Origin of the sequence: Bradyrhizobium icense, from assembly GCF_001693385.1 — a bacterium.
Taxonomy (GTDB): Bacteria; Pseudomonadota; Alphaproteobacteria; order Rhizobiales; family Xanthobacteraceae; genus Bradyrhizobium; species Bradyrhizobium icense.
Window position 1 is genome coordinate 6,348,675 of the sequence record NZ_CP016428.1, and the last position, 22,137, is coordinate 6,370,811.

At 64.7% G+C, this 22,137-nt stretch carries 15 protein-coding genes; 7 read left to right on the forward strand and 8 right to left on the reverse strand.

Features of this window, described 5'->3' with window-relative positions:
* Positions 1–109 precede the first annotated feature (109 nt).
* The 5 genes from LMTR13_RS29575 (at position 110) to LMTR13_RS29595 (ending at position 7,632) form a co-directional block, all read left to right on the forward strand.
* Positions 110–589 carry a (2Fe-2S)-binding protein gene (locus tag LMTR13_RS29575; protein WP_065733071.1) on the forward strand — a complete coding sequence of 160 codons (480 nt, stop codon included), beginning with the start codon at positions 110–112 and terminating at the stop codon, positions 587–589.
* Positions 576–4,139, forward strand: coding sequence for a molybdopterin cofactor-binding domain-containing protein (locus LMTR13_RS29580; RefSeq protein ID WP_065730850.1), 3,564 nt, complete (start codon positions 576–578; stop codon positions 4,137–4,139). The genes LMTR13_RS29575 and LMTR13_RS29580 overlap by 14 nt, the downstream gene beginning before the upstream one ends.
* 61 nt (positions 4,140–4,200) lie before the next feature.
* Positions 4,201–5,505 carry a nicotinate phosphoribosyltransferase gene (pncB, locus tag LMTR13_RS29585; RefSeq protein ID WP_065730851.1) on the forward strand — a complete coding sequence of 435 codons (1,305 nt, stop codon included), beginning with the start codon at positions 4,201–4,203 and terminating at the stop codon, positions 5,503–5,505.
* Positions 5,506–5,550: 45 nt separating this feature from the next.
* On the forward strand, positions 5,551–6,846 hold the full coding sequence (locus LMTR13_RS29590) for an O-acetylhomoserine aminocarboxypropyltransferase (protein WP_065730852.1): 1,296 nt from the start codon (positions 5,551–5,553) through the stop codon (positions 6,844–6,846).
* A gap of 3 nt (positions 6,847–6,849) precedes the next feature.
* Positions 6,850–7,632 carry an alpha/beta fold hydrolase gene (locus tag LMTR13_RS29595; RefSeq protein ID WP_065730853.1) on the forward strand — a complete coding sequence of 261 codons (783 nt, stop codon included), beginning with the start codon at positions 6,850–6,852 and terminating at the stop codon, positions 7,630–7,632.
* Between the two features lie 195 nt (positions 7,633–7,827).
* On the opposite strand, the gene LMTR13_RS29600 is transcribed toward LMTR13_RS29595, so the two are convergent.
* The 3 genes from LMTR13_RS29600 to LMTR13_RS29610 all read right to left on the reverse strand — a co-directional run bounded on the left by LMTR13_RS29600 (position 7,828) and on the right by LMTR13_RS29610 (position 10,992).
* Complete coding sequence (locus LMTR13_RS29600) at positions 7,828–8,850, reverse strand: S1C family serine protease (RefSeq protein ID WP_065730854.1); 1,023 nt, start codon at positions 8,848–8,850, stop codon at positions 7,828–7,830.
* Between the two features lie 89 nt (positions 8,851–8,939).
* Entirely contained in the window at positions 8,940–9,386 is a 447-nt protein-coding gene (locus LMTR13_RS29605) for a hypothetical protein (RefSeq protein WP_065730855.1), read from the reverse strand.
* Between the two features lie 7 nt (positions 9,387–9,393).
* On the reverse strand, positions 9,394–10,992 hold the full coding sequence (locus LMTR13_RS29610; protein WP_065730856.1) for a GMC family oxidoreductase: 1,599 nt from the start codon (positions 10,990–10,992) through the stop codon (positions 9,394–9,396).
* A 235-nt stretch (positions 10,993–11,227) separates the two neighbouring features.
* Here LMTR13_RS29610 and LMTR13_RS29615 point away from each other — a divergent pair, with 235 nt between their 5' ends.
* Positions 11,228–12,787, forward strand: coding sequence for a flavin-containing monooxygenase (locus LMTR13_RS29615; protein WP_083219274.1), 1,560 nt, complete (start codon positions 11,228–11,230; stop codon positions 12,785–12,787).
* 603 nt (positions 12,788–13,390) lie between these two features.
* Here LMTR13_RS29615 and LMTR13_RS29620 read toward each other — a convergent pair.
* The 5 genes from LMTR13_RS29620 to LMTR13_RS29640 form a co-directional block, all read right to left on the reverse strand.
* Positions 13,391–16,711, reverse strand: a complete 3,321-nt coding sequence (locus LMTR13_RS29620; protein ID WP_065730858.1) for a carboxyl transferase domain-containing protein — start codon at positions 16,709–16,711, stop codon at positions 13,391–13,393.
* A gap of 204 nt (positions 16,712–16,915) precedes the next feature.
* Complete coding sequence (locus tag LMTR13_RS29625) at positions 16,916–18,352, reverse strand: amidohydrolase family protein (RefSeq protein WP_236843188.1); 1,437 nt, start codon at positions 18,350–18,352, stop codon at positions 16,916–16,918.
* Positions 18,353–18,467: 115 nt separating this feature from the next.
* A complete protein-coding gene (locus LMTR13_RS29630) occupies positions 18,468–19,493 on the reverse strand; it encodes an ABC transporter substrate-binding protein (RefSeq protein WP_065730859.1) in 1,026 nt (341 codons plus the stop codon).
* Between the two features lie 45 nt (positions 19,494–19,538).
* The gene (locus LMTR13_RS29635) at positions 19,539–20,315 is read right to left on the reverse strand and encodes an ABC transporter permease (protein ID WP_065730860.1); all 777 of its coding nucleotides are present in this window, start codon (positions 20,313–20,315) and stop codon (positions 19,539–19,541) included.
* Between the two features lie 2 nt (positions 20,316–20,317).
* Positions 20,318–21,181, reverse strand: coding sequence for an ABC transporter ATP-binding protein (locus tag LMTR13_RS29640; RefSeq protein WP_083219515.1), 864 nt, complete (start codon positions 21,179–21,181; stop codon positions 20,318–20,320).
* 193 nt (positions 21,182–21,374) lie between these two features.
* Between LMTR13_RS29640 and LMTR13_RS29645 the strand changes: the two genes are divergently transcribed.
* Positions 21,375–22,133, forward strand: coding sequence for a GntR family transcriptional regulator (locus LMTR13_RS29645; RefSeq protein WP_065730861.1), 759 nt, complete (start codon positions 21,375–21,377; stop codon positions 22,131–22,133).
* The last annotated feature ends 4 nt before the right edge of the window (positions 22,134–22,137 follow it).

Consider the following 22,137-nt stretch of genomic DNA (forward strand, 5'->3'; position numbering starts at 1 on the left):
CACGCTGCAGCGCGGGATAGCGCCGCTTGCACGTTTGTACACAAACGGTATCTTTCGCGAAGCACCCGGTGCGGCTTTTGCAGCGCAACGAGGACTTCGGGAGAGCATGATGCGCCTGACCGTCAACGGCAAGGCTCACGACGTTGACGCCGCACTCGACACTGCATTGCTTTACGTGCTGCGCAACGACCTCGAACTGAACGGACCGAAGTACGGCTGCGGGCTCGGCGAGTGCGGCGCCTGCGCCGTGCTGATCGACGGCGTCGCGGCGCGATCCTGCGTGATCCCGATCGAGGGTTGTGCCGGGCGCGACATCGTGACGCTCGAAGGCCTCGGCACGCGCGAGCATCCCGATCCCGTGCAGCAGGCCTTCATCCACGAGCAAGCCGCGCAATGCGGCTATTGCCTCAACGGCATGATCATTACGACCAAGGCGCTGTTGCTGCGCTCCCCTCGCCCGTCGGAGGACGAGGTTCTGGAAGCCCTGCGCCATCATCTGTGCCGCTGCGGTGCACATGTCGAAATCATGCGCGCGGCAATGCGCGCCGCAGGCCGTCTCGTTGAGGCGCAGACGCATGACCGTCCCTGACACGGCCGAGAATCGCGAGCGGTTGCAAGGCACGCTGTCCGTCGTGCGTCCGGCATCGCCGGTCGAGGCGGTCAAGTTCGAGACTTTCATCAAGATCACGGCCGATGGATCGGTCACCGCCTATAATGGCCACGTCGATCTGGGCACCGGCATCCGCACCGCGCTCGGGCAGATCGTCGCGGAGGAACTCGACGTGTCCTTTGCCCGTGTTGTGGTCGTGCTCGGCGATACAGCCCTCGTTCCCAATCAGGGCGCGACGATTGCGAGCGAAACAATTCAGATTACGGCCGTACCGTTGCGCAAGGCTGCGGCACAGGCGCGGCAGTTTCTCGTCGCGCGCGCGGCCGAGCGGCTGGAGCTTTCCGCCGAGGACCTCGTCATTGAAGACGGCCTCGTCCGCGGCAGGGACAATCGCAGCGTCAGCTATGGCGAATTGATTGCGGGCGACACCATTCGCCTCGAACTCGCCGACGACGTTCCTGTGAAGGCCGTGAGTGAATACGGCATCGTTGGCCAATCGGTGCCGCGCGTCGATCTGCCGGCGAAGGCGACCGGTGAACTCGTCTACGTTCACGACGTGCGTGTCCCCGGCATGCTGCATGGCCGCGTCGTGCGCCCGCCCTATGCCGGCGTCGATGTCGGCGACTTCATCGGCAACAGCCTGACCGCGGTCGATGAGAGCTCGGTGCGCGACGTCCCTGGCCTCGTCGCCGTCGTTCGCATTGGCGACTTCGTCGGCGTCGTCGCCGAGCGCGAGGAGAATGCGATCAGGGCGGCGGCGCAGCTCAAGGTGAGCTGGAAGCCGGTGCCGACGCTGCCCGACCTCAAGGACGTCGAGACGGCGCTGCGCGCCAATCCGTCGACGCCACGCAAGCTGATCGACAAGGGCGACGTCGATGCGGCGATCGCCGGCGCGGCCAAGCCGATGCCGCGGACCTACATCTGGCCCTACCAGATGCACGCCTCGATCGGCCCGTCCTGCGCAGTCGCCGACTGTCAGGACGACCACACCCGGGTCTGGTCCGGCACGCAGAACCCGCACCATCTGCGCACCGATCTCGCACGGCTGATCCACCGACGCGAGGCGGAGATCGAGGTGATCCGGCTGGAAGCGGCTGGTTGCTACGGCCGCAACTGCGCCGATGACGTTTCCGCCGATGCCGTTCTACTTTCACGCGCCGTCGGCCGCCCCGTGCGCGTGCAATTGACACGCGAACAGGAGCACGCCTGGGAACCGAAGGGCACCGCGCAATTGATGGATGTCGACGGCGGGCTGAACGCCGACGGCAGCGTTGCCGGCTATGATTTTGCCACGCGCTATCCGTCGAACGGCGCACCGACGCTGGCCCTGCTGCTGACCGGCGCCGTCCCGCATACGCCCGCCATTTTTGAGATGGGCGACCGCACCGCTATCCCGCCCTACGACTACGACAATCTGCGCGTGGTGGCGAACGACATGCCGCCGATCGTGCGCGCCTCCTGGCTCCGCGGCGTCTCGGCGCTGCCGAACACGTTTGCGCATGAATCCTGGATCGACGAATGCGCCAGCGAGGCTGGTGTCGATCCGATCGAGTACCGTCTGCGCTATTTGAAGGATCCGCGCGCGATCGATCTCGTCAATGCGGTGGCCGAACGCGCCGGCTGGACGCCGCGGCCAGTGCGCAAGGAGAAGCAGGCCGAGGACGATATCGTGCGCGGGCGCGGCTTTGCCTATGCGCTCTATGTGCACAGCAAGTTTCCCGGCTATGGCGCGGCATGGTCGGCATGGATCGCTGACGTCGCCGTCAACAAGGCGACCGGCGATGTCAGCGTGACGCGCGTGGTGGCGGGGCAGGACTCCGGCCTGATGATCAATCCGGACGGCGTCCGTCATCAGATCCACGGCAACGTCATTCAATCGACCAGCCGCGCATTGATGGAGGAGGTGTCGTTCGATCGCACGTCGGTGACGGCTCGGGAATGGGGCGCCTATCCCATCATCAAATTTCCCGAAGTACCGAAGATCGACGTGCTGATGCTGCCGCGGCAGGACCAGCCGCCGCTCGGTGTCGGCGAGTCCGCGTCGGTCCCCAGCGCGGCGGCCATTGCCAACGCGATCTATGACGCGACCGGCGTTCGCTTCCGCGAATTGCCGTTCACGCCGGAACGAATCTTGCGGGGACTGCGCGGCGAGGAACCGGCTGCAGCGGAGGCATTGCCTGCGCCGGCATTCGCGCCACAGCCTGATCTCGACCGATGGCACAATCCGTTCGCTGGACGGCGCGGTGTACTCGCCACCGCCGCAGCGCTGTGCGCGGCTGTGGTCGGCATCGGCGCGGCCGTGCTGCCGTGGCGAGCGATCACGCCAATCGCGCGGCCCGATGCCTCGGTCTACTCGGCCACGACTATCGCCCGCGGCCAGCAACTTGCCGCGCTCGGCGATTGCGCGGTGTGCCACACCGCTGCGAATGGCGTGCTCAATGCCGGCGGCCGGCCGCTGCCGACACCGTTCGGCACGATCTACTCGACCAATATCACGCCCGATGTCGAAACCGGCATCGGCGCCTGGTCCTATCCCGCCTTCGAACGCGCGATGCGCGAGGGCATTCACCGCGACGGGCGGCATCTGTATCCCGCGTTTCCCTATCCGCATTTCGCAAGGACCACTGACGCCGACATGCAGGCGCTCTACGCCTATCTGATGGCCCAGCCGGCGGTGCGTGCGGAGACGCCGGCGAACGTGTTGGCGTTTCCGTTCAACCTGCGCCCGCTGATGGCCGGATGGAATGCGCTGTTCCACACGCCGACCGTGTTCCAGGCTGATCCGACCAAATCCGAGATATGGAATCGCGGCGCTTATCTCGTCGAAGGCCTCGGCCATTGCGGCGCCTGCCATTCGCCGCGCAATGCGCTTGGCGCGGAGAAGGCGAACGCCTATCTCGCCGGCGGATTCGCGGAAGGCTGGGAAGCGCCGGCGCTGACTTCGTTGTCGCAAGCGCCGATCCCATGGAACGAGGATGAGCTGTACGCCTACTTGCGAACCGGCGAGTCGCGCTTTCACGGCGTCGCCGCGGGGCCGATGGCGCCGGTGGTGAGGGAACTCGCGGCGTTGCCTGATGCCGACATCCGCGCCATGGCGGTCTATCTCGCCTCGTTTAGCGAGACCGTCATCGATCGCCCGGCGCAGCAAGCGCTTGCTGGCAAGCTCGAAGCCTCGACCTCCACGCGAACGTTTGCGGCCTCGAGCGTCGGCGCGCGTCTCTATCAGGGCGCCTGCGCCGTCTGCCATGAGGTCGGCGGCGCGCCGCTGTTCGGCAGCCGGCCGTCGCTGGCGCTGAACACCAACCTGCACAGCACCGCACCAGACAACCTGATCCAGGTCATCCTGCATGGCATCGCCAAGCCGGCCATAACCGACCTCGGCTATATGCCGGCGTTCAAGGACAGCCTGACCGACGGCCAGATCGCCGAACTGGTCGGGTATCTGAGGCAACAATTTGCCCCCGATAAGCCGATCTGGAAGGATATTCATGCTGCGATCAGCCGCGTCCGGCGGGAACAGGCGCGCTGAGCTGCCATGCCGGGGCCAAAACCCGCTGGTTGGGCGGCCCCCGGCACGGTAGAGTTCCGCCATGGCAGTTACCGATATTGCATCCCGGACCTATAACCACGGCTGGCGGCTCGACCCGATCGTGCGCAGCCTGCTCGATACCGATTTTTACAAGCTCTTGATGCTGCAGATGATCCGGGAATTTTACCCGGAGCAGCGCGTTACCTTTTCGGTCATCAATCGCACCCGGTATGTCCGCCTCGCCGAGATCATCGACGAGGGCGAATTGCGCGCGCAGCTTGACCATGCGCGCACCATCCGCTTCACCAAGAAGGAGTTGATCTGGCTCGCCGGTAATACGTTCTACGGCAAGACCCAGATGTTCTCGCCTGATTTCATCCACTGGCTTGCTAACTTCCGCCTGCCCGAATACGAGCTCAACAAGGTCGACGGCCAATACGAGCTGCATTTCCATGGCCCGTGGACGCACACCACGATGTGGGAAATTCCGGCCCTTGCGATCATGAACGAGCTGCGCTCGCGCCAGGTGACCAAGGGCCAGGGCCGCTTCGTGCTCGACGTGCTCTATGCCCGCGCCAAGGCCAAGCTGTGGTCCAAGGTGGAGCGGCTGCGCAAGCTCGAAGGCTTGCGGCTGTCGGACTTCGGCACCCGCCGCCGCCACGGCCATCTGTGGCAGCGCTGGTGCGTCGAGGCCGTCAAGGAGGGGCTCGGCCCCTCTTTCACCGGCACCTCCAACGTGTTGCTGGCGATGGACAACGATCTCGAAGCGATCGGCACCAATGCGCATGAACTGCCGATGGTCGCAGCCGCGCTCGCCAATTCCGACGAGGAACTGCGCTGGGCGCCCTATCGCATCCTCGACCAATGGCGACACACCTACGGCGGCAATCTCCTGATCGCCCTGCCCGACGCATTCGGCACCAAGACATTCCTGCGCGACGCGCCGGAATGGGTCGCCGACTGGACCGGCTTCCGCCCCGACAGCGCGCCGCCGATCACGGCAGGCGAAGACATCATCAAATGGTGGAAGCAGAAGGGCCGCAATCCCCGGGATAAGCTGCTGGTGTTCTCCGACGGCATGGATGTCGATTCGATCGAGGAGACCTATCGTCACTTCGCCGGACGTGTCCGCATCTCGTTCGGCTGGGGCACCAACCTCACCAATGATTTCGTCGGCTGCGCGCCGGATGGATCGGCCGATCTTGATCCGATCTCGCTGGTCTGCAAGGTAACGTCGGTCGACGGCCGGCCGGCGGTGAAGCTGTCGGATAATCCCGAGAAGGCCACCGGCACGCCGTCCGAAATCGAACGTTACTTGCGCGTGTTCGGCAATGCCGGCCGCGTTCGCACCGCCGTGCACGTCTGAGCCATCGAATACCTTCCCGCCACTACTTGATTTGACGAGCCCCGCATGCCCGCACCCAAGCCGCCTGCCTTCGAAACCCTCAGCCTGCATGCCGGTCAGCGGCCGGATCCCGCAACCGGCGCCCGCGCCGTTCCGATCTACCAGACCACGTCCTACGTGTTCCATGATTCCGACCACGCGGCGGCGCTGTTCAACCTGGAGCGCGCCGGACATATCTACACCCGGATTTCCAATCCCACGACGGCCGTGCTCGAGGAGCGGCTGGCGGCGCTGGAAGCCGGCGTCGGCGCGATCTGCACGGCGAGCGGCATGGCCGCGATGCATCTGGCGATCGCAACAATCCTCAATGCCGGCGATCACATCGTCGCCTCGTCCTCGCTTTACGGCGGCACCATCAATTTGCTTGCCCACACGCTGCCGCGCTTCGGCATCACGACGACGTTCGTCAAGCCGCGCGCGCTCGATGAATTCCGCGCCGCGATCAAGCCGAATACGCGGCTCGTGATCGGCGAGACCATCGGCAATCCGGGGCTTGAGGTGCTGGATATTCCGGCGGTCGCGCAGATCGCGCATGACGCCAGGATTCCGCTCCTGATCGATAACACCTTTGCGACGCCGTTTCTCAGCCGCCCGATCGAGCTCGGCGCCGATATCGTGATGAACTCGGCGACCAAATGGATCGGCGGCCACGGCATTGCGATCGGCGGCGTCATCGTCGATGGCGGCCGGTTCGACTGGCACGCGTCGGGCAAGTTCCCCCAGCTCACCGAGCCCTATGCCGGCTATCACGGCATCGTCTTCGACGAGCAGTTCGGCCAGGCCGCCTTCATCATGCGCGCCCGCACCGAAGGCCTGCGCGACTTCGGCGCCTGCCTGTCGCCGACCAATGCGTTTCAGCTCCTGCAGGGCGTCGAGACGCTCGGCGTGCGGATGGAGCGCCATATGAGCAACACGCTTGCGGTGCTGGAGGCGCTGAGCGCCAACAAGGCGGTCGAGTGGGTGCTGCATCCAGCGCTGGAAAATCATCCCGACCATCAACTCGCGAAGCGGCTCTTGCCGCGCGGCGCCGGATCGATCGTCTCTTTCGGCATCAAGGGCGGACGCGCGGCGGGCAAAAAATTTATCGAGTCGTTGCGGATGATCAGCCATCTCGCCAATGTCGGCGATGCCAAGACACTCGTGATTCACCCCGCCAGCACCACGCATCAGCAAATGGACGCGGCGCAGCTCAAGGCCGCCGGGGTCGGCGAGGAGCTGGTGCGGTTGTCGGTCGGCATCGAAACCGTCTCCGACATCATCGACGATCTCGGCCAGGCGCTCCGCGCATCGCAGAAGGTTTGAACCATGCAGCTCTCCGTCAATGGCGTTGATACCTTCGTCGCGACCGGCGGCCGTCCTTTCGATCGATCGCTGCCCGCGATCGTGATGCTGCACGGCGCCGGTTTCGACCATTCGACCTGGGCGCTGCACAGCCGCTGGTTCGCGCATCACGGTTATTCGGTGCTGGCGCCCGATTTACCCGGCCATGGCCGTTCGGGAGGCAGCCCGCTGCCAACCATCGCCGACATGGCCGACTGGACCGCCGCGCTGCTCGACGCTGCGGGAGCGCCGAAGGCGAAGCTCATCGGCCATTCGATGGGTTCGCTGATCGCGCTGGAGACGTCCGCGCGGCATCCCGACAAGGTGTCCGGCCTCGGCCTGATCGGCACCGCTGCGACGATGACGGTCGGCCCCGATCTGCTCAAGGCCGCCGAGGTCAACAACCCCGATGCCATCGACATGGTCTCGATCTGGGGCCTCGGCTTCAAGGCCGAGCTCGGCGGCAGCCTCGCGCCGGGACTGTGGATGCATCAGGGCGCGCAGCGCGTGCTGCAGCAGACGCGACCGGGCGTGCTCTACAGCGATCTCAATGCCTGCAATTCCTATCAGAATGCGCTCGCGGCAGCGGCGCAGGTCAAGGTGCCCGTCACCTTCATTCTCGGCGAGCGCGACATGATGACGCCAGCCAAGGGCGGCAAGGCGCTCGCGGCGGCAACGCCGACTGCGCGGATCGTCGTTGTTCCCGGCGCCGGCCACATGATCATGGCCGAAGCGCCGGATGAATTGCTGGCGGCGCTGCGGGGGTAGCGGCGACACGTTTCGCTCTCTTCACCCGCCCCTTGAGGGGGCGGGTCGGCTCGCATGGAGCGCAGCGCAATGCGAGACGGGGCGGGGTGACAGTCTATCCACGCGTGCACTGTTGGATGTGGAGAGACCGTCACCCCGCCCCGCCGCGCGCTATGCGCGCGTCGACCCGCCCCCTCGAGGGGCGGGTAAGCAGCATCACTGCCTCTCCGGCCTCCGCTCCACCGGATGAATCTCGATCCCGCGCAGCCTTCCCATCCGCAGTACATCCATCGCGAGCGTCCGCCCGATGCGGTCGCGGTCGAGGGCGCGGATCAGATCGTCGACGCCGTTGATCTCGACGCCGTCGAGCTTGATCACGACATCGCCCGGCAACAGTCCCGCCTTTGCGGCCGGGCTGTCCGGCTCGATCTGCGCCAGCAGCGCGCCCATCTTGTTGTCGACGCCGGCGACTACGGCATGCCGTCGCGGGATCGGCGCGGTCTGGCCTGCGACGCCGATATAGGCGCGGCGGACATAGCCGTGGCGGATGATCTCGGACAACACGAACTGCGCGGTGTTACTGGCGACGGCAAAGCAGATGCCCTGCGCGCCGCTGATGATCGCGGTGTTGATGCCGATCACCTCCGATGACGATGACACCAGCGGCCCGCCGGAATTCCCGGGATTGAGCGCAGCATCGGTCTGGATCACGTCCTCGATGGTGCGCCCGCTGACCGAGCGGATCGAACGGCCGAGCGCCGACACCACGCCGGCGGTGACCGTCGATTCGAATCCGAGCGGATTGCCGATCGCGACCACGAGCTGGCCGCGGCGCAGGCTTTTGGAATTTCCCAGCGAGGCATAACGCAGATCGCGCGCGCCGTCGGCGCGCAGCAGCGCAAGGTCGGTATCGGGATCGACGCCGAGCACATGGGCGTCGGTGACGAACCCTTCGATATCGCGCAGCCTGATCTCTTTCGACGATCCGACCACATGGCTGTTGGTCAGCACTAGGCCATCGGGCGAGATCACGATACCGGAACCAAGTCCGCCACGCTCACGCGCACGACGCACTTTCGGCCCGGTTTCGACGCGGACGACCGCTGGCCCGACGCGCTCGGTCACGTCGATCACGACATTGGAATAGGCATCGAGCAGAACCCGGTCACTGTCCGGGGCACGCTCGGCCGTTCGCGACGACAGTCCGTCATCGGCGATAGCTGAGGTATAGTCCAACATGGCGAGATTCCTTCGGTTTCCTCAAATGGTGGCCGGGAACCGGATGCGCAAGAGCCGCGGCGCATGCGCAGGCCTGCCCCGCCGCCGCTTCAGGAAACCCGCAGCTTGCCGCCTCGCGCCTTGACGGGATCGAGCAGCGACCAGTCGCCCTCGGGCAGTATATGTCCCTTCGGGAACGGGGCGCGAAGCTCGAGCCCGAGCGAGCGCAGCACGCGGTCGTCGCGGTAGTAGCATTGCAGGACGACGCGGACGAGCGTCGCAGTCGCAACGCCGCCGGTGGCGCGGAACTCCGTCGCGACGACATCGCGCTTGGCCGCATCGAGCTCGGCGAGCGGCTTGCCGGCGAGATGCGCGAGATGATCGAGCGCCTGCGCGACCATCGAAGTATCGCGACCGAGCGTCGCCAGCATGTCGGCCTGGATTGCGGGATCGTCGGCGCCGGGCATCTTGTACTCGTCGCTGGCGGGAATGATCATCGCAGCGATGGTGCGGAGATCGTCGCGCTGGGCTGAGGTCAATTCATTTGTTGCGAGCATGGCGGTCTCAGTCGAAAAGATTGGCAAGGCGTTGCTTCATCTGGTCGGCGACATGGAGCGCGATCGCCTGGATGGTCGAGGTCGGATTCACGCCGCCCGCCGTCACGAACACGCTGCCGTCGACGATGAAGAGGTTCTTCACGTCGTGCGAGCGGCCCCATTCGTTGACGACGGAGCGCGCAGGATCGGTGCCCATCCGTGCGGTGCCGAGCAGATGCCAGCCGCCCCAGGGAATCGGGTTGTTGATGCAGATGTCGGTCGCACCGGCGGTTTCGAGAATCTCCCGGCCGCGCGCCAATCCATGCTCCATCATCTTCCGGCTGTTTTCGCTGATCGTGTAGTCGATCTTCGGCGCGGGGATTCCGTGGCTGTCCTTCAGCACCGGATCGAGCGTGACGCGGTTGTGCTCCTCGGGCAGATCCTCGCAGATCGCGGAGACCGCGAGCCGATGGCCATTGAGCTTGCGGAATACGCGGTGATGGTCCGCGCCCCATGGCAAAATGCCCTTCTGCTCGCTCGCGACGGCTTCGAACACCGGCCCCGCGCCGCGGCCGAACTGGATGCCGTAGCCGCGCACAAAGCCGCGCGAGAGATCGGTGTCATAGAATTCCTTGCTCCAGAGGCAGGTCGGCGGCGCACGGTTAGAGTCGGTCGGCTCCTTCACAAAACCGTAGATCTGCGCATAGGGATGAAACATCAGGTTCTTGCCGACCAGGCCGGATGAATTGGCGAGCCCATTCGGGAAGCGACCGGAGACCGAATTCAGCAGCAGCCGCGGCGTGCCGATGCCGTTGCAGGCGATGATGACGACCTCGGCCGGCTGGAACTGCTCGACGCCATCCTCGTCGTAGTAGACGACGCCCGAGGCCATGCCGTGCTCGTTGGTCAGAATCTCGCGCACGCGGCAATGGGTCCTGAGTTCGACGCCAGCGCGGATCGCCTGCGGCCAATAGGTGATATCGGTCGAGGCTTTGGCGCCTTGCGCGCAGGCCGGCGTGCAATGGCCGAGATTGATGCAGCGCGCCCGGCCCTCGTAATCCATCGTCGCGACCGTGGTATCCGACGGCCACCAGTGCCAGCCGAGCTTGTTCATGGCCTTGCCGATCAGCGGGCCGGAAAGCCCGAGCGGCTGCGGCGGCATCGGCGGATGGGTCAGCGGCGACAGCGGATCGCCTGACAGGCCCGAGACGCCCATCATCCGGTCGTTCTCTTCGAAGAACGGCACCAGCGTGTCGTAATCGATCGGCCAGTCGTCGGCGACGCCGTCCAGCGTCTTCACCCGGAAGTCGGACGGATGCAGCCGCGGCCAATGCGCGGTGTACATCACCGTCGAGCCGCCGACGCCGTTGAAGTTCACGACCTTGATCGGCGAGTTGTCGTCGTTGATCGGATAGTCCTCGGGCCGGCCGCGGATGTTCGGGCTGGTCGACCAGTCGCCATAAAACTTCGCCTCCCAGTCCCGCCCGGTGCTCGGATATTCCGACGGCTTCATCCAGCCGCCCTGGTCGAGGCAGAGGATATGCATCCTGGTATCAGCCAGGCTCCACGCCACCGCCGCGCCGGACGCACCGGCGCCGATGATGAGGACGTCAACGGGATCGTTCATTGCGGTCGCTTCGCTCCCTGAATCGTCGCCTTGAGGGCGATCTGGGCTCCACGATAGGGGCAGATACGGCCGGCAGTAAAGCCGAGCGAGGCTGACTCGGCGGGACAAACACGCAACCCTGCCACGCCTTGATACGGGTTTGTCCGCGGGCGCGAGACCGGATAGCTTTTGAGCAAACCACAATGCGGGAGCGACGCCGATTCCGGACTACGACGCCATCATCATCGGCGCGGGCATGTCGGGCCTGTACCAGCTCTACCGGCTGCGCGAACAGGGTTTTCGCGTGCGGGCGTTCGAGGCCGCGACCGATGTCGGTGGCACCTGGTACTGGAACCGCTATCCCGGCGCGCGCTTCGATTCCGAGAGCTATTCCTATGGCTACTCGTTCTCGAAGCAGCTCTTGGAGGAATGGGAGTGGTCCGAGCATTTTGCCGGCCAGCCGGAGACTCTGCGCTATCTCAACTACGTTGCCGACAAGTTCGACCTGCACCGCGATATCCAGTTTCGCAGCCGGGTGACGGCGGCAGTTTACGACGAAGGCTCGCGAAGCTGGACCGTTACGCTCGAGAACGGCAGCCGCTTCAGTACACGGTTCCTGATCACCGCGATCGGGCCGCTGTCGACGCCTACCCTGCCGCGGATCGAGGGCCGCGAGGATTTCAAGGGCGCCTCCTTTCACACCGCGCGATGGCCGAAGGAGTCGGTTGATTTCACCGGCAAGCGCGTCGCGGTGATCGGCACCGGCGCGACCGGCGTGCAGACCATCCAGACCATTGCGAGCCAAGTCGGCCATCTCACCGTCTTCCAGCGAACGCCGAACTGGTGCGCGCCGCTGCACAACGGCAAGATCGATGCGGAGACCCAAGCGAAGATCAAGGCCGGCTATCCGGAAATGTTCGCCCGCTGCAAGGAAACCTTCGCCTGTTTCCTGCACACGCCGGACCCGCGCGGCGCGTTCGAAGTGTCCGACGAGGAGCGCGAGGCGTTCTATGAAAAGCTCTATGGCGAGCGCGGCTTCGGCATCTGGCAGGGCAACTTTCGCGACATCCTGATCGACCGCAAGGCGAACGCCACGATCTCCGATTTCGTCGCGCGCAAGATCCGGCAGCGCGTGAAGAATTCGGCGGTCGCGGAGAAGCTGATTCCGAAAAATCACGGCTTCGGTACGCGACGCTTGCCGCTCGAGACCTTCTATTACGAGGTCTACAACCAGGACAATGTCGAACTGGTCGACATCATGGAGACGCCGATCGAGCGGATCACGCCTGAGGGCATCAGGACCAGCGACAAGGATTACGAATTCGACATCATCATCTACGCGACCGGTTTCGATGCCATCACCGGCAGTTTCGACAAGATCGATTTCCGCGGCGTTGGCGGCGCGCGGTTGAAAGACAAGTGGCGACAAGGCCCGGAGACCTATCTCGGCATCATGGTGCATGAATTTCCGAACATGCTGATGCTGATGGGGCCGCATACCGCGCTCGGCAACATTCCGCGCAGCATCGAATACAGCGTCGACTGGGTCACCGGGCTGATCAAGTTTGCGATGGAACGGAAACTGACACGGCTGGAAGCGACGCCGGAGGGCGTGAAATCCTGGACCGATCACGTCAAGGCGCTCGGCGAGGGGTTGCTGTCCAACGAGGTGAATTCCTGGATGACCGGCATCAACTCCAACGTCGAGGGCAAACAGACCCGCATCGTCGCCCGCTACAGCGGCAGCGCGCCGGCCTACCGTGCCAGGTGCGATGAGGTGGCAGCGAAGGGATATGATGAGTTGAGGTTGGGGTAGATCATAGTGTGTGGGCCTTCCGCACCCCGTGACTGTCATCCCCCGCGCATGCGGGGGATCCAGTACGCTGCGGCTTCTCGATTCAATCACTGCCGTCTCTGGGATACTGGGTCACCCGCCTTCGCGGGTGACGACAAGTGAATATGCGGCGGCGCTCTCGCGGCGCATGGCGCCCGAGGTTTGCTCTCAACTTCCCGCCCTCTTCAAGCAGAGGGCGCTGGGAAGACCGGGTGCGCGCCGCACCCGCGGTCTCGTGTGCAACTTGCGCACTAAGAACGCGCACACGAGCATACAGGTACAGCGGGGGCATCCCGGCCTTCCCTAGGCAATGGCTTTACGGGCGCCTTCAAATTTCGCTTTGTGCGTGCGGCAAATCAGCTCGCGGTCCGCAGGTTGGGCAAACCGAAGGCACGACGCGCGCAAGGTTGCCGCCCTATGCTCTCTGTGCTCATCGTCCCGGACAAGCGGGCAAGGCGAGCGCGATCCGGGACCCATACGCCGCGGCCGTCATTGTTGAGCGCGGGATCGACGTTCTTCAACAACGCGACCCTGTGATTATGGGTCCCTGCGTTTGCAGGGACGACGGCTTCATATCTTCGTCACTCACCACGCATCAATGCACGGCCGCTTCTTGGTCGCGCGCGCTTCCGGCTTCGGCACCGAGCGCAAACCCGACATGATCCAGTGCCGCGTGTCGGCGGGATCGATCACTTCGTCGATCTCGAGCACGGAAGCGATCGAGACTGCCTTGCCGTTGGCGTAGAGCTCGGCGACCTTGGCCTTGTAGTAGTCTTCACGCTCGTCCGGGTCCTCGATCGCTTCCATCTCCTTGCGGAAGCCGAGACGGACATAGCCTTCCAGGCCCATGCCGCCGAACTCGCCGGTCGGCCAGGCCACCGTGAAGAACGAGGCGTGGAAGCCGCCGCCGATCATCGACTGCGCGCCGAGACCGTAGCCCTTGCGCAGGACGATGCCGAACAGCGGCACGGTGAGGCTCGCACCGGTGACGAACATGCGGGCGACATGGCGGACGATCGCGGTCTTCTCGGCTTCCGGGCCGACCATGAATCCCGGCGTATCGCACAGCGATACGATCGGGATGTCGAAGGCGTCGCAGAGCTGCATGAAGCGCGCAGCCTTGTCGCCGGCCGGGGCATCGATCGCGCCGCCGAGGTGCTTTGGATTGTTGGCGATCAGGCCGAACGGCTTTCCTTCGATGCGGATGAAGGAGGTGATCATGCCGACGCCGAAATCCCGGCGGATCTCCAGCACCGAGCCTTCGTCGGCAAGGAGATCGATGACATTGCGGATGTCGTAGACCCGCAGCCGGTTCTCCGGAATCGCCCGCCGCAGCAGGCGCTGGTCCGGCGCTTTCCAGTCGGCAACCGTGCCCTGGAAATAGGACAGGTATTTCTGCGCCGCGGATGTCGCCTCCGCTTCATCTTCCACCAGAATGTCGATGACGCCGTTCGGCGATTGGAACGACACCGGACCCACCTCCGCAGGGTGATAGACGCCGAGCCCGCCGCCCTCGATCATCGCGGGACCGCCCATGCCGATCGATGCGTCCCTGGTGGCGATGATGACATCGCAGCAGCCGAGCATCGCGGCGTTACCGGCAAAGCAATAGCCGGAGACGACGCCGATCACCGGCACCAGTCCTGAGAGCTTTGCGAACTGCACAAAGGACGGACCGTCGAGGCCGGTCATGCCGAGCCTGTCCGTATCGCCGGGCCGGCCGCCGCCGCCCTCGGCGTAAAACACCAGCGGCAGGCGCCATTGCTCGGCAAGGCTCAGCATGCGATCGATCTTCTTGTGGTTCATATGGCCCTGCGTGCCGGCGAGCACGGTATAGTCGTAAGCGATCACCATGCAGCGGGCGGCATCCGCGCCGAATTTTTCCGCATTCACGGTGGCGACGCCGGAGATCAGACCGTCGGCCGGCGTGTTGCGGATCAGGTCATCGACCGTGCGCCGCCTTCGCTGGGCGGCGATGGCGAGCGAACCGTACTCGACGAACGAGCCTTCATCGACGAGTTGCGCGATATTCTCCCGCGCCGTGCGCTGGTTGGTCTTGCGCCGGCGCTCGACCGACGCCGGGCGGTTTTCGTCGAGCGTAATGGCGTGGCGCTCCATGAGTTCGGCCAGATCGGGACGGATGTGGTCGAGATCGACATCCTCTTCCTCGGCGATATCATGGGCGTCGAGCTCGGCCGGTTCGAGGTAGAGGATCGCCTCGTCCTGCATCAGCGTCGCGCCGGAGCCGGCCGCGATCTGCGTCACCCGGCCGCCATGCGGCGCCGTGACCAGATGCTCCATCTTCATGGATTCGAGCACGGCGATCTGCTGACCGGGGCGAACGAGGTCTCCCTCCTCGACGTCTATCGCGACGATCGTGCCTTGCAGCGGCGCCGGCACCGCGACCGAACCTGCTGGGCCGGTTGCAGATGCCGCGACCGCGATCGCGAGCGTCTCGTCATCGGCGGCGCTGCCGGATTCGACCAGTTCCGTCTCCGCCGTCGTGTTGGTTTCGCCAATTAGATCGGCGACGTGCTTGTCAATAAAACCGGTGCTGAGACGGTTCTCGACAAAATCCGGATGCGCCAAGATCGCCGCGAGCAAGGGAATGTTGGTGGCGACGCCGCCGATCCGAAACTCACGCAGCGTGCGCGAGGCCTTGTGCACCACGTCGGTCCAGTTGCCGCCCGGCGAATGCACGATGACTTTGGCGAGCAGTGAGTCGAAGGCGGCGCTGGTCCGGTAACCCGAATAACCGAATGTATCGACGCGCACGCCGGGGCCGGACGGCAGGTCGAATACCGCCAGCGTCCCGCCGGTCGGCCTCGTCGCGCCGGTCTCGTCCATCACCTCCATGTTGACGCGGAGCTGCATCGCAAAGCCGCGGGGCCTCGGGATATAGCCCTGCGCAAGCCCGAGCGAGCCCAGCGTCGCACCGGCAGCGACCGCAAGCTGCGACTGCACGAGATCGAGGCCGAGCACCTCCTCGGTGACGGTATGCTCGACCTGCAGCCGCGGATTGGCCTCGATGAAGGCGAACGCCTTGTCGCTGGTCCTGGCGTCGTTATCGACGAGGAATTCGAAGGTGCCGAGATTGTCGTAGTTCGCCGCAGCCGCAAGTTCCTTGGCGGCGTCGATGATGCGCGTGCGCAAGGCATCGTTCAGCGACGGGCTTGGCGCGACCTCGATGAGCTTCTGGTTGCGGCGCTGGATCGTGCATTCGCGCTCCCACAAATGGCTGATCGCGCCGTGGTGGTCGCAGATGACCTGCACCTCGATGTGGCGGGCATTGCGAATCAGGCGCTCGACATAGACGCCATCGCTGCCGAAAGCCGCCATCGCCTCGGATTGGCAGCGCGCATAGGCCTCCTCCAGCCTGCCCGCGTCGTCGACGATCCGCATGCCGCGGCCGCCGCCGCCGGCGATGGCCTTGATCATGATGGCGCCGCGCTCGCCGAGCGATTCCAGGAAGGCCTTGGCCTCATTGAGGCTGGTCCGCCCGCTGGTGCCCTCGATAACAGGCACGCCGCATTTTTTTGCCAGCGCCTTGGCCTGCGCCTTGTCGCCGAACAGATCGAGCGCTTCCGGCGACGGGCCGACGAAGACGATGCTTTCTTCGATGCAGCGGCGGGCGAACGCGGCATTCTCGCTGAGGAAGCCATAGCCGGGATGCACGGCGTCGCATTCGGTCGCCTTGGCGGCTGCGATCACCGCCTCGATATCGAGATAGGCCCGCGCGCCGCGCCCGGGGATTTCAAGGGCGGCGTCGGCGGCGCGGACATGCAGCGATTGCGCGTCGTCGGCGGAATAGATTGCGACCGTCGCAAGGCCAGCGTCGCCCGCCGCCCGCGCGATGCGGATGGCAATCTCGCCGCGGTTGGCAATCAGCAATTTATGGAAGGACATGAACGGTTCCGTCTGGACATCAGAGCGAAGTGATGCGGCGATCGGCTCACCTGGCCCGCTTGCTTCCTATACCCCAGTCAGCAGCGCGATGCGGCTACCGGCAGTTTCTTGTTTACTCGACATGAACCGGTGCCGAGATTCTGCGCAAGTGGAATTTCGTTCCACGTCACGGAATTCACAGAGCAAACTGAGGCGCTTAGCGGTCTACCGGCAATCGAGCTGGGCTTCGAACCAGCTCTGCAGCGACGCTGCGAGCGGCGGCCAGGCCCGCTGAAATGGCGCGAGTTGTCTTGCGTTGGCCCGATAGATTCCGCGCAACTCCTGCTCGATCGCGGGGAGATCGACACTGGTGCAACGGCCTTCGCTCACGATCAGCCGTCCGTCCACCACGACGTCGCGGAGCAATGACGCATTGCCGCGCGCGAACAGGAGATCGATGGGGTCGACCGGCATGATCCGGTCGCGGTCGAGCCGGTCGAGATCGAGCGTGACGAAATCGGCCGGCGCGCCGGGGACGAGTTCACCGGTACCGGGCGCGCCCGTCGCTTTGCGGCCATTGGCGATGGCGAGCGCGAGGAACTCGGCAGCGGTCCAAGTTCGCTCGAAGCCAAGGCCGCCGTGCATCATCTGCACCAGCCGCATCTCGCGCAGCACGTCGTCGTCTTCGTCGAGCGCGAGACCATCGACGCCGACTGCAATGGCGCAGCCACATCGGTGCGCCGCGGCGATCGGGGCAAGGCCCGAGCGCAGGTGCAAATTGGAGGAGAAGTTGGTGACGATGCGCGCCCCGGACGCTGCAATCATCTCGATCTCGTCGGGGCGGGCGTGGATGCAATGCGCCAGCGTCAACCGCTCCGACAGGAAGCCGATGTCGCGGAGATAACGGACGACGCCTTCCGGAAAATGCTGGTCGGCCCAGGCGCGTTGGTAGATTGTCTCCAACAGATGCATGTGGATGCGCCGCCCGGTCAGCGCCGAATTCTCCGCCACCGCCTCGAGCAGCGGTTTTGAGCACCACTGTACGCCGGCCGGGCCGAGCTGTACCTCTACCTTCGGCCCCGCGACGGCCGAGGCTATCGCATCCGTCAGCTCGATATAGGCCTTGGGCGACATCGGCGCACGGACGAACAATTCCTCGATCGTCCTGCGATCGTCGCTTGAGAGTTGCGACAGCACCGGTTCGCCGTCGCCATAGACCACCGGGTTCTGGTCGCGCACTGCGAGCGCGAACGCGATGCGGATGCCGACGTCGGACGCCGCCCTCGCAATCGCCTTTGCCTCCTCGATCAGCGGCATGGTGCCGCTTGGCCGGGTATAGTGCACCATCATCGCCGCGCAGCCCGCCCGCGCCGAGCGGGCCAACGCCGAGGCCGCGGTCAGATAGGGATCGACCGGCGTGCCCAGCGCCGAGCGCAGGATCCAGCTTTCCAAGGGCATGCCGAGCGCGCCGAACGAGGACGCGGTGGGCCGCGCATGGTCGTGGGCGTTGACGAAGGCGGGAAGAATGAGGGATCGCGGGGCGGTTGTGGGTAAGACTGCCTCGGAGATATCGGTGATGAGGCCGTTGTCGTGGCGAAGCACGACATTCTCGATCAGGCCGTGGTCCGGGCCGGAGAATAGGCTGTGTGCCGCGATTTCCATCGTGTCACCGCACTCCGTCATTGCGAGGAGCGCAGCGACGAAGCAATCCATATTTCCCCGTGCACAGACATGGATTGCTTCGATACGCTCGCAATGACGGTCTTAAGCACCCGACTCAATTCGCCGTATACACCAGCTCCCGCTCCGCACGCGGCGGCAGGAACTCGCGGGAGAAAATCTCCGACGGCGCCGGCGCGCGGGCGAGCTGGTAGCCTTCGACGATGATGCCGATGGCGCGCGCCATGCGGTCGTCCTTGACGTCGCCGACGCCGATTTCCTTCATCTCCGGCGAGACGATCAGTTTGTCAAACGAGAACTGGAGGCGGCGCTTCTCGACTTCGGCATTGATCAGATTGTCATAGTTCACCGCCGCCTTCATGCCCGCGTTCTGGTCCTTGGCGATCGCGATCACGGCCTTGTTGACGGCGCGAACGAGGCCGGCGACGGCCTTGGGATTGGACGCCAGCAGCTTGCGCGACACCATCATGCCGTTGGAATAGAGATCGAGGCCGTAATCGCCGAACGAGAACCATTTGTAGTCCTTGTCGGGATCCTGGCGGTTCAGCACCAGGTTGAAGTAGCTCGTAATGTTGAACACCAGCGCGGCATCGATATCGCCCTTGATCAGCATCGGCTCCTGCAGGTTCGGCGCCATGTTGGAGATCTTGATCTTCTCGCCCTCGAGCTTGTTCTTGCTGGCAAACACCGGCAACAACCGCGTCGTCGGCGTGCCCTGCGCGCCACCGAGCGTGCGGCCCTCAAAGTCCTTGATGGTGTTGATGCCGCTGGTCTTCTTGGTCACGATGGCGAACGGCGGCTGGTTCCAGATCATGTAGACCATCACAGGCGCGTCCTGCGGCTTGGTCGAGGCGTTCTGGATGATGGCGTTGACGTCGCCGAAGCCGGCGTCATAGGCGCCCGACATGATGCGCGTCACCGTTGCACCGGAGCCCTCGCCCTGGTCGATCACGACATTGAGGCCCTCTTCCTTGAAGAAGCCGTTGTCCTTGGCATAGAAGAACGCGGCGTCGGACCCTTGCGTCTTCCAGCCCAGCGTGAACTTGATCGTCGTTTCCTGGGCACACGCTGTGCCGGCGAACAAGGCAACTCCCAGCAGCGCGGCGCTTACTCTGGCTAACATCGTGATCTCCTCGATAAGGGTTGGATGGGGGAGTGGCGAAAATTTTCATGTCGCGATCACGTCGCTCTTGCGGGTGGCCCAGCCGGTGACGCGGCCCTCGATCAGCGAAAAGACCACGTAGAGGGCGACACCGAGGCCGGCGAGCACGAACAGGCCGGCGAACACCAGCGGCACGTTGAAATTCGAGGACGCGGTCATCATGACGTTGCCGATGCCGCGGTTGGAAGCGACGGTCTCCGACAGCACCGCGCCGACAAAGGCGTAGGAGATCGCGACCTTCAGCGAGGCAAAGAAGAACGGCATGGTGCGCGGCAGTCCGACGTTCCAGAGGATGTCGAACTTGCTGGCCCCTAACGCCTTCAGAACGTCTTCGAGTTCAGGTTCTGTCGTCGCCAGTCCCGTCGCGATGTTGACCACGATGGGGAAGAAGCAGATCGAGAGCGCGGTCAGCACCGCCGGCACCGTGCCCGAGCCGAACCACAGCACGAAGATCGGCACGACAGCAACTTTTGGAATCGAGGAAAATCCAACGAGCAGCGGATAGGCCGTGTCATAAGCGGTTTTGGAAACGCCGATCACCGCGCCGAGCACGACGCCGAGCCCGACGCCAAGAACAAAGCCGACCATCGTCGTCGCCAGCGTCTGCAGGATATGGGGCCACAGGATCGGGAATTTCTCGAACAGCGTGACGAATACTTGCGAGGGACGCGGCAGCACCAGATCGGACATGCCAGTCATCAGGCAGAACAATTCCCAAGCGACGAAGAACAGCACGATCAGTGCCGCCGACCATGCTTTTTGGCGATAATCGAGATCGGGCATGGTCAGGCCGCTCCCTGTGCTGAGGCGGTGCGCGCATCAACGATGAAGGCGCGCAGCTTCTGGTTCAGCGCGACGAAATCGGGCTCGAATGTCATGGCAACCGTGCGCGGCCGGGGGAACTCGACGCGGCTGTCGTCGAGGATGCGGCCGGGGCGCGCGCTCATCACGCAGATGCGGCTGCCGAGGAACGCGGCCTCGCGCAGGTCATGCGTCACCAGGAGCACGGTCGGCCTATGGGCGATCCAGAGGTCCTGCAGGATCGACCACAGCTCTTCCCTGGTGAACTGGTCGAGTGCGCCGAAGGGCTCATCCAGCAACAGCATGCGCGGCTCGTGGATCAGCGCGCGGCACAGGTTGGCGCGCTGAAGCATGCCGCCGGAGAGTTGCCAGGGGTAGCGGTTGCCAAAGCCCTTGAGGCCGACCTGCTCGAGCAGTGCATTAGCCTTGTCGCGGAATTCGGTCTTGCGCAACTTTCGGAATTGCGAGCGGAACGGCTCGACGATCTTGAGCGGCAGCATGATGTTGCGCTCGATCGACATCCACGGCAGCATGGTCGGGTTCTGGAACGCCATGCCGACGCGTAAAGCGCGGGCGGCGACTTCGCGGCCGCCGACGACGACGACGCCGGCCGTCGGCTGCACGAGGCCGCTGACCAGCCGCAGGATGGTCGACTTGCCGCAGCCGGACGGCCCGACGAGGGCGACAAACTCGCCGTCGGCGATCCGCAAGCTTGTCGTGGAGAGGGCCGGCACCGCGCGGGCGCCGCGGCCGAAGGTGACGGAAGCCTCCGACAGTTCGATCGCGATCGGAGTGGCGGAGCCCGGAACCGGCGTGCCCCTAAACTCGGAATGTGGTTGCATGCGCATCATGGCTGGAAGTGCATGCAAGCCGAATGCCAGCCAAACTTGCCTTTGGAATCAAGGCGCCTCGGATTTGCCGCGCGATCCGGCGGATTCCTTTTGTGCAATTCTACCCCGAAAGTGCATGCAATTGAGGCGCACAATCAGTCGGCAATTGTGATAAGAGAGCGCCATTCGAAGCACCCGTCAGGATTCGCCGATGGCGCCCCGCCCCGTCAGCAAGACCGCTGAACCATCCGATAAGGTCGGCGTGATCTGCCGCGCGCTGCGCCGCGCCATCATCGAGCAGGCGCTGGAGCCCGGCGCGAAATTGCCCGAGGACTCGCTCGGCGAGCGGTTCGGCGTCAGCCGCACCATCGCCCGCCACGCACTCGGGCAACTGGCCGCGGAAGGTCTCGTCGAGCTGCGCCGCAACCGGATCGCCGTGGTGGCGACGCCGAGCTGGCAGGAAGCGCGCGACGCCTTCGATATCCGGATCGAACTCGAGCGCCTCGTCGTGCGCCAGCTCGCCGGCAAGCTGACCAAGAGCCAGATTGCCGAACTCAATGCCCATGTCGACGCCGAGGACCACGCCCGCGACGGCGCGGATGCGGTCTCGATCCGCCTCGCGACCGAATTCCATATCCTGCTCGCCCACATGACCAACAGCCCGATCCTGGTGCGTTATGTCAGCGAGGTCGCCTATCGCTGCTGCCTGACGCTATCGCTGTACAGCCGTCCGCATTCGTCCGAATGCGGCATCAACGAGCACCGCGCGATCATCGCGGCGCTGGTGAAAGGCGACGAGGCCAAGGTGATGAGCCTGATGCACAGCCATCTGGATTCGGTAGCCAGCCGCGCGCTGGTCGCTCCTTCCCCGCAGCGCGGCCGCGATTTGCTGGATATTCTGGCGCCCTATGCCGAGGAAGGCGAAGGTGAGCGGGTGGTGAAGCTGCCGAAGGTGGTCAGGGCGAGGTAAGACC

What these genes read in the sequence shown, in the direction of transcription:
- LMTR13_RS29635 (WP_065730860.1), bottom strand. Translation starts at nt 20,315, where the DNA reads ATGCCCGATCTCGATTATCGCCAAAAAGCATGGTCGGCGGCACTGATC.
- LMTR13_RS29590 (WP_065730852.1), top strand. Translation starts at nt 5,551, where the DNA reads ATGCCCGCACCCAAGCCGCCTGCCTTCGAAACCCTCAGCCTGCATGCC.
- LMTR13_RS29610 (WP_065730856.1), bottom strand. Translation starts at nt 10,992, where the DNA reads ATGAACGATCCCGTTGACGTCCTCATCATCGGCGCCGGTGCGTCCGGC.
- LMTR13_RS29575 (WP_065733071.1), top strand. Translation starts at nt 110, where the DNA reads ATGCGCCTGACCGTCAACGGCAAGGCTCACGACGTTGACGCCGCACTC.
- LMTR13_RS29640 (WP_083219515.1), bottom strand. Translation starts at nt 21,181, where the DNA reads ATGCGCATGCAACCACATTCCGAGTTTAGGGGCACGCCGGTTCCGGGC.
- LMTR13_RS29600 (WP_065730854.1), bottom strand. Translation starts at nt 8,850, where the DNA reads ATGTTGGACTATACCTCAGCTATCGCCGATGACGGACTGTCGTCGCGA.
- LMTR13_RS29625 (WP_236843188.1), bottom strand. Translation starts at nt 18,352, where the DNA reads ATGGAAATCGCGGCACACAGCCTATTCTCCGGCCCGGACCACGGCCTG.
- LMTR13_RS29605 (WP_065730855.1), bottom strand. Translation starts at nt 9,386, where the DNA reads ATGCTCGCAACAAATGAATTGACCTCAGCCCAGCGCGACGATCTCCGC.
- LMTR13_RS29615 (WP_083219274.1), top strand. Translation starts at nt 11,228, where the DNA reads ATGTCGGGCCTGTACCAGCTCTACCGGCTGCGCGAACAGGGTTTTCGC.
- pncB (WP_065730851.1), top strand. Translation starts at nt 4,201, where the DNA reads ATGGCAGTTACCGATATTGCATCCCGGACCTATAACCACGGCTGGCGG.
- LMTR13_RS29630 (WP_065730859.1), bottom strand. Translation starts at nt 19,493, where the DNA reads ATGTTAGCCAGAGTAAGCGCCGCGCTGCTGGGAGTTGCCTTGTTCGCC.
- LMTR13_RS29620 (WP_065730858.1), bottom strand. Translation starts at nt 16,711, where the DNA reads ATGTCCTTCCATAAATTGCTGATTGCCAACCGCGGCGAGATTGCCATC.
- LMTR13_RS29645 (WP_065730861.1), top strand. Translation starts at nt 21,375, where the DNA reads ATGGCGCCCCGCCCCGTCAGCAAGACCGCTGAACCATCCGATAAGGTC.
- LMTR13_RS29595 (WP_065730853.1), top strand. Translation starts at nt 6,850, where the DNA reads ATGCAGCTCTCCGTCAATGGCGTTGATACCTTCGTCGCGACCGGCGGC.
- LMTR13_RS29580 (WP_065730850.1), top strand. Translation starts at nt 576, where the DNA reads ATGACCGTCCCTGACACGGCCGAGAATCGCGAGCGGTTGCAAGGCACG.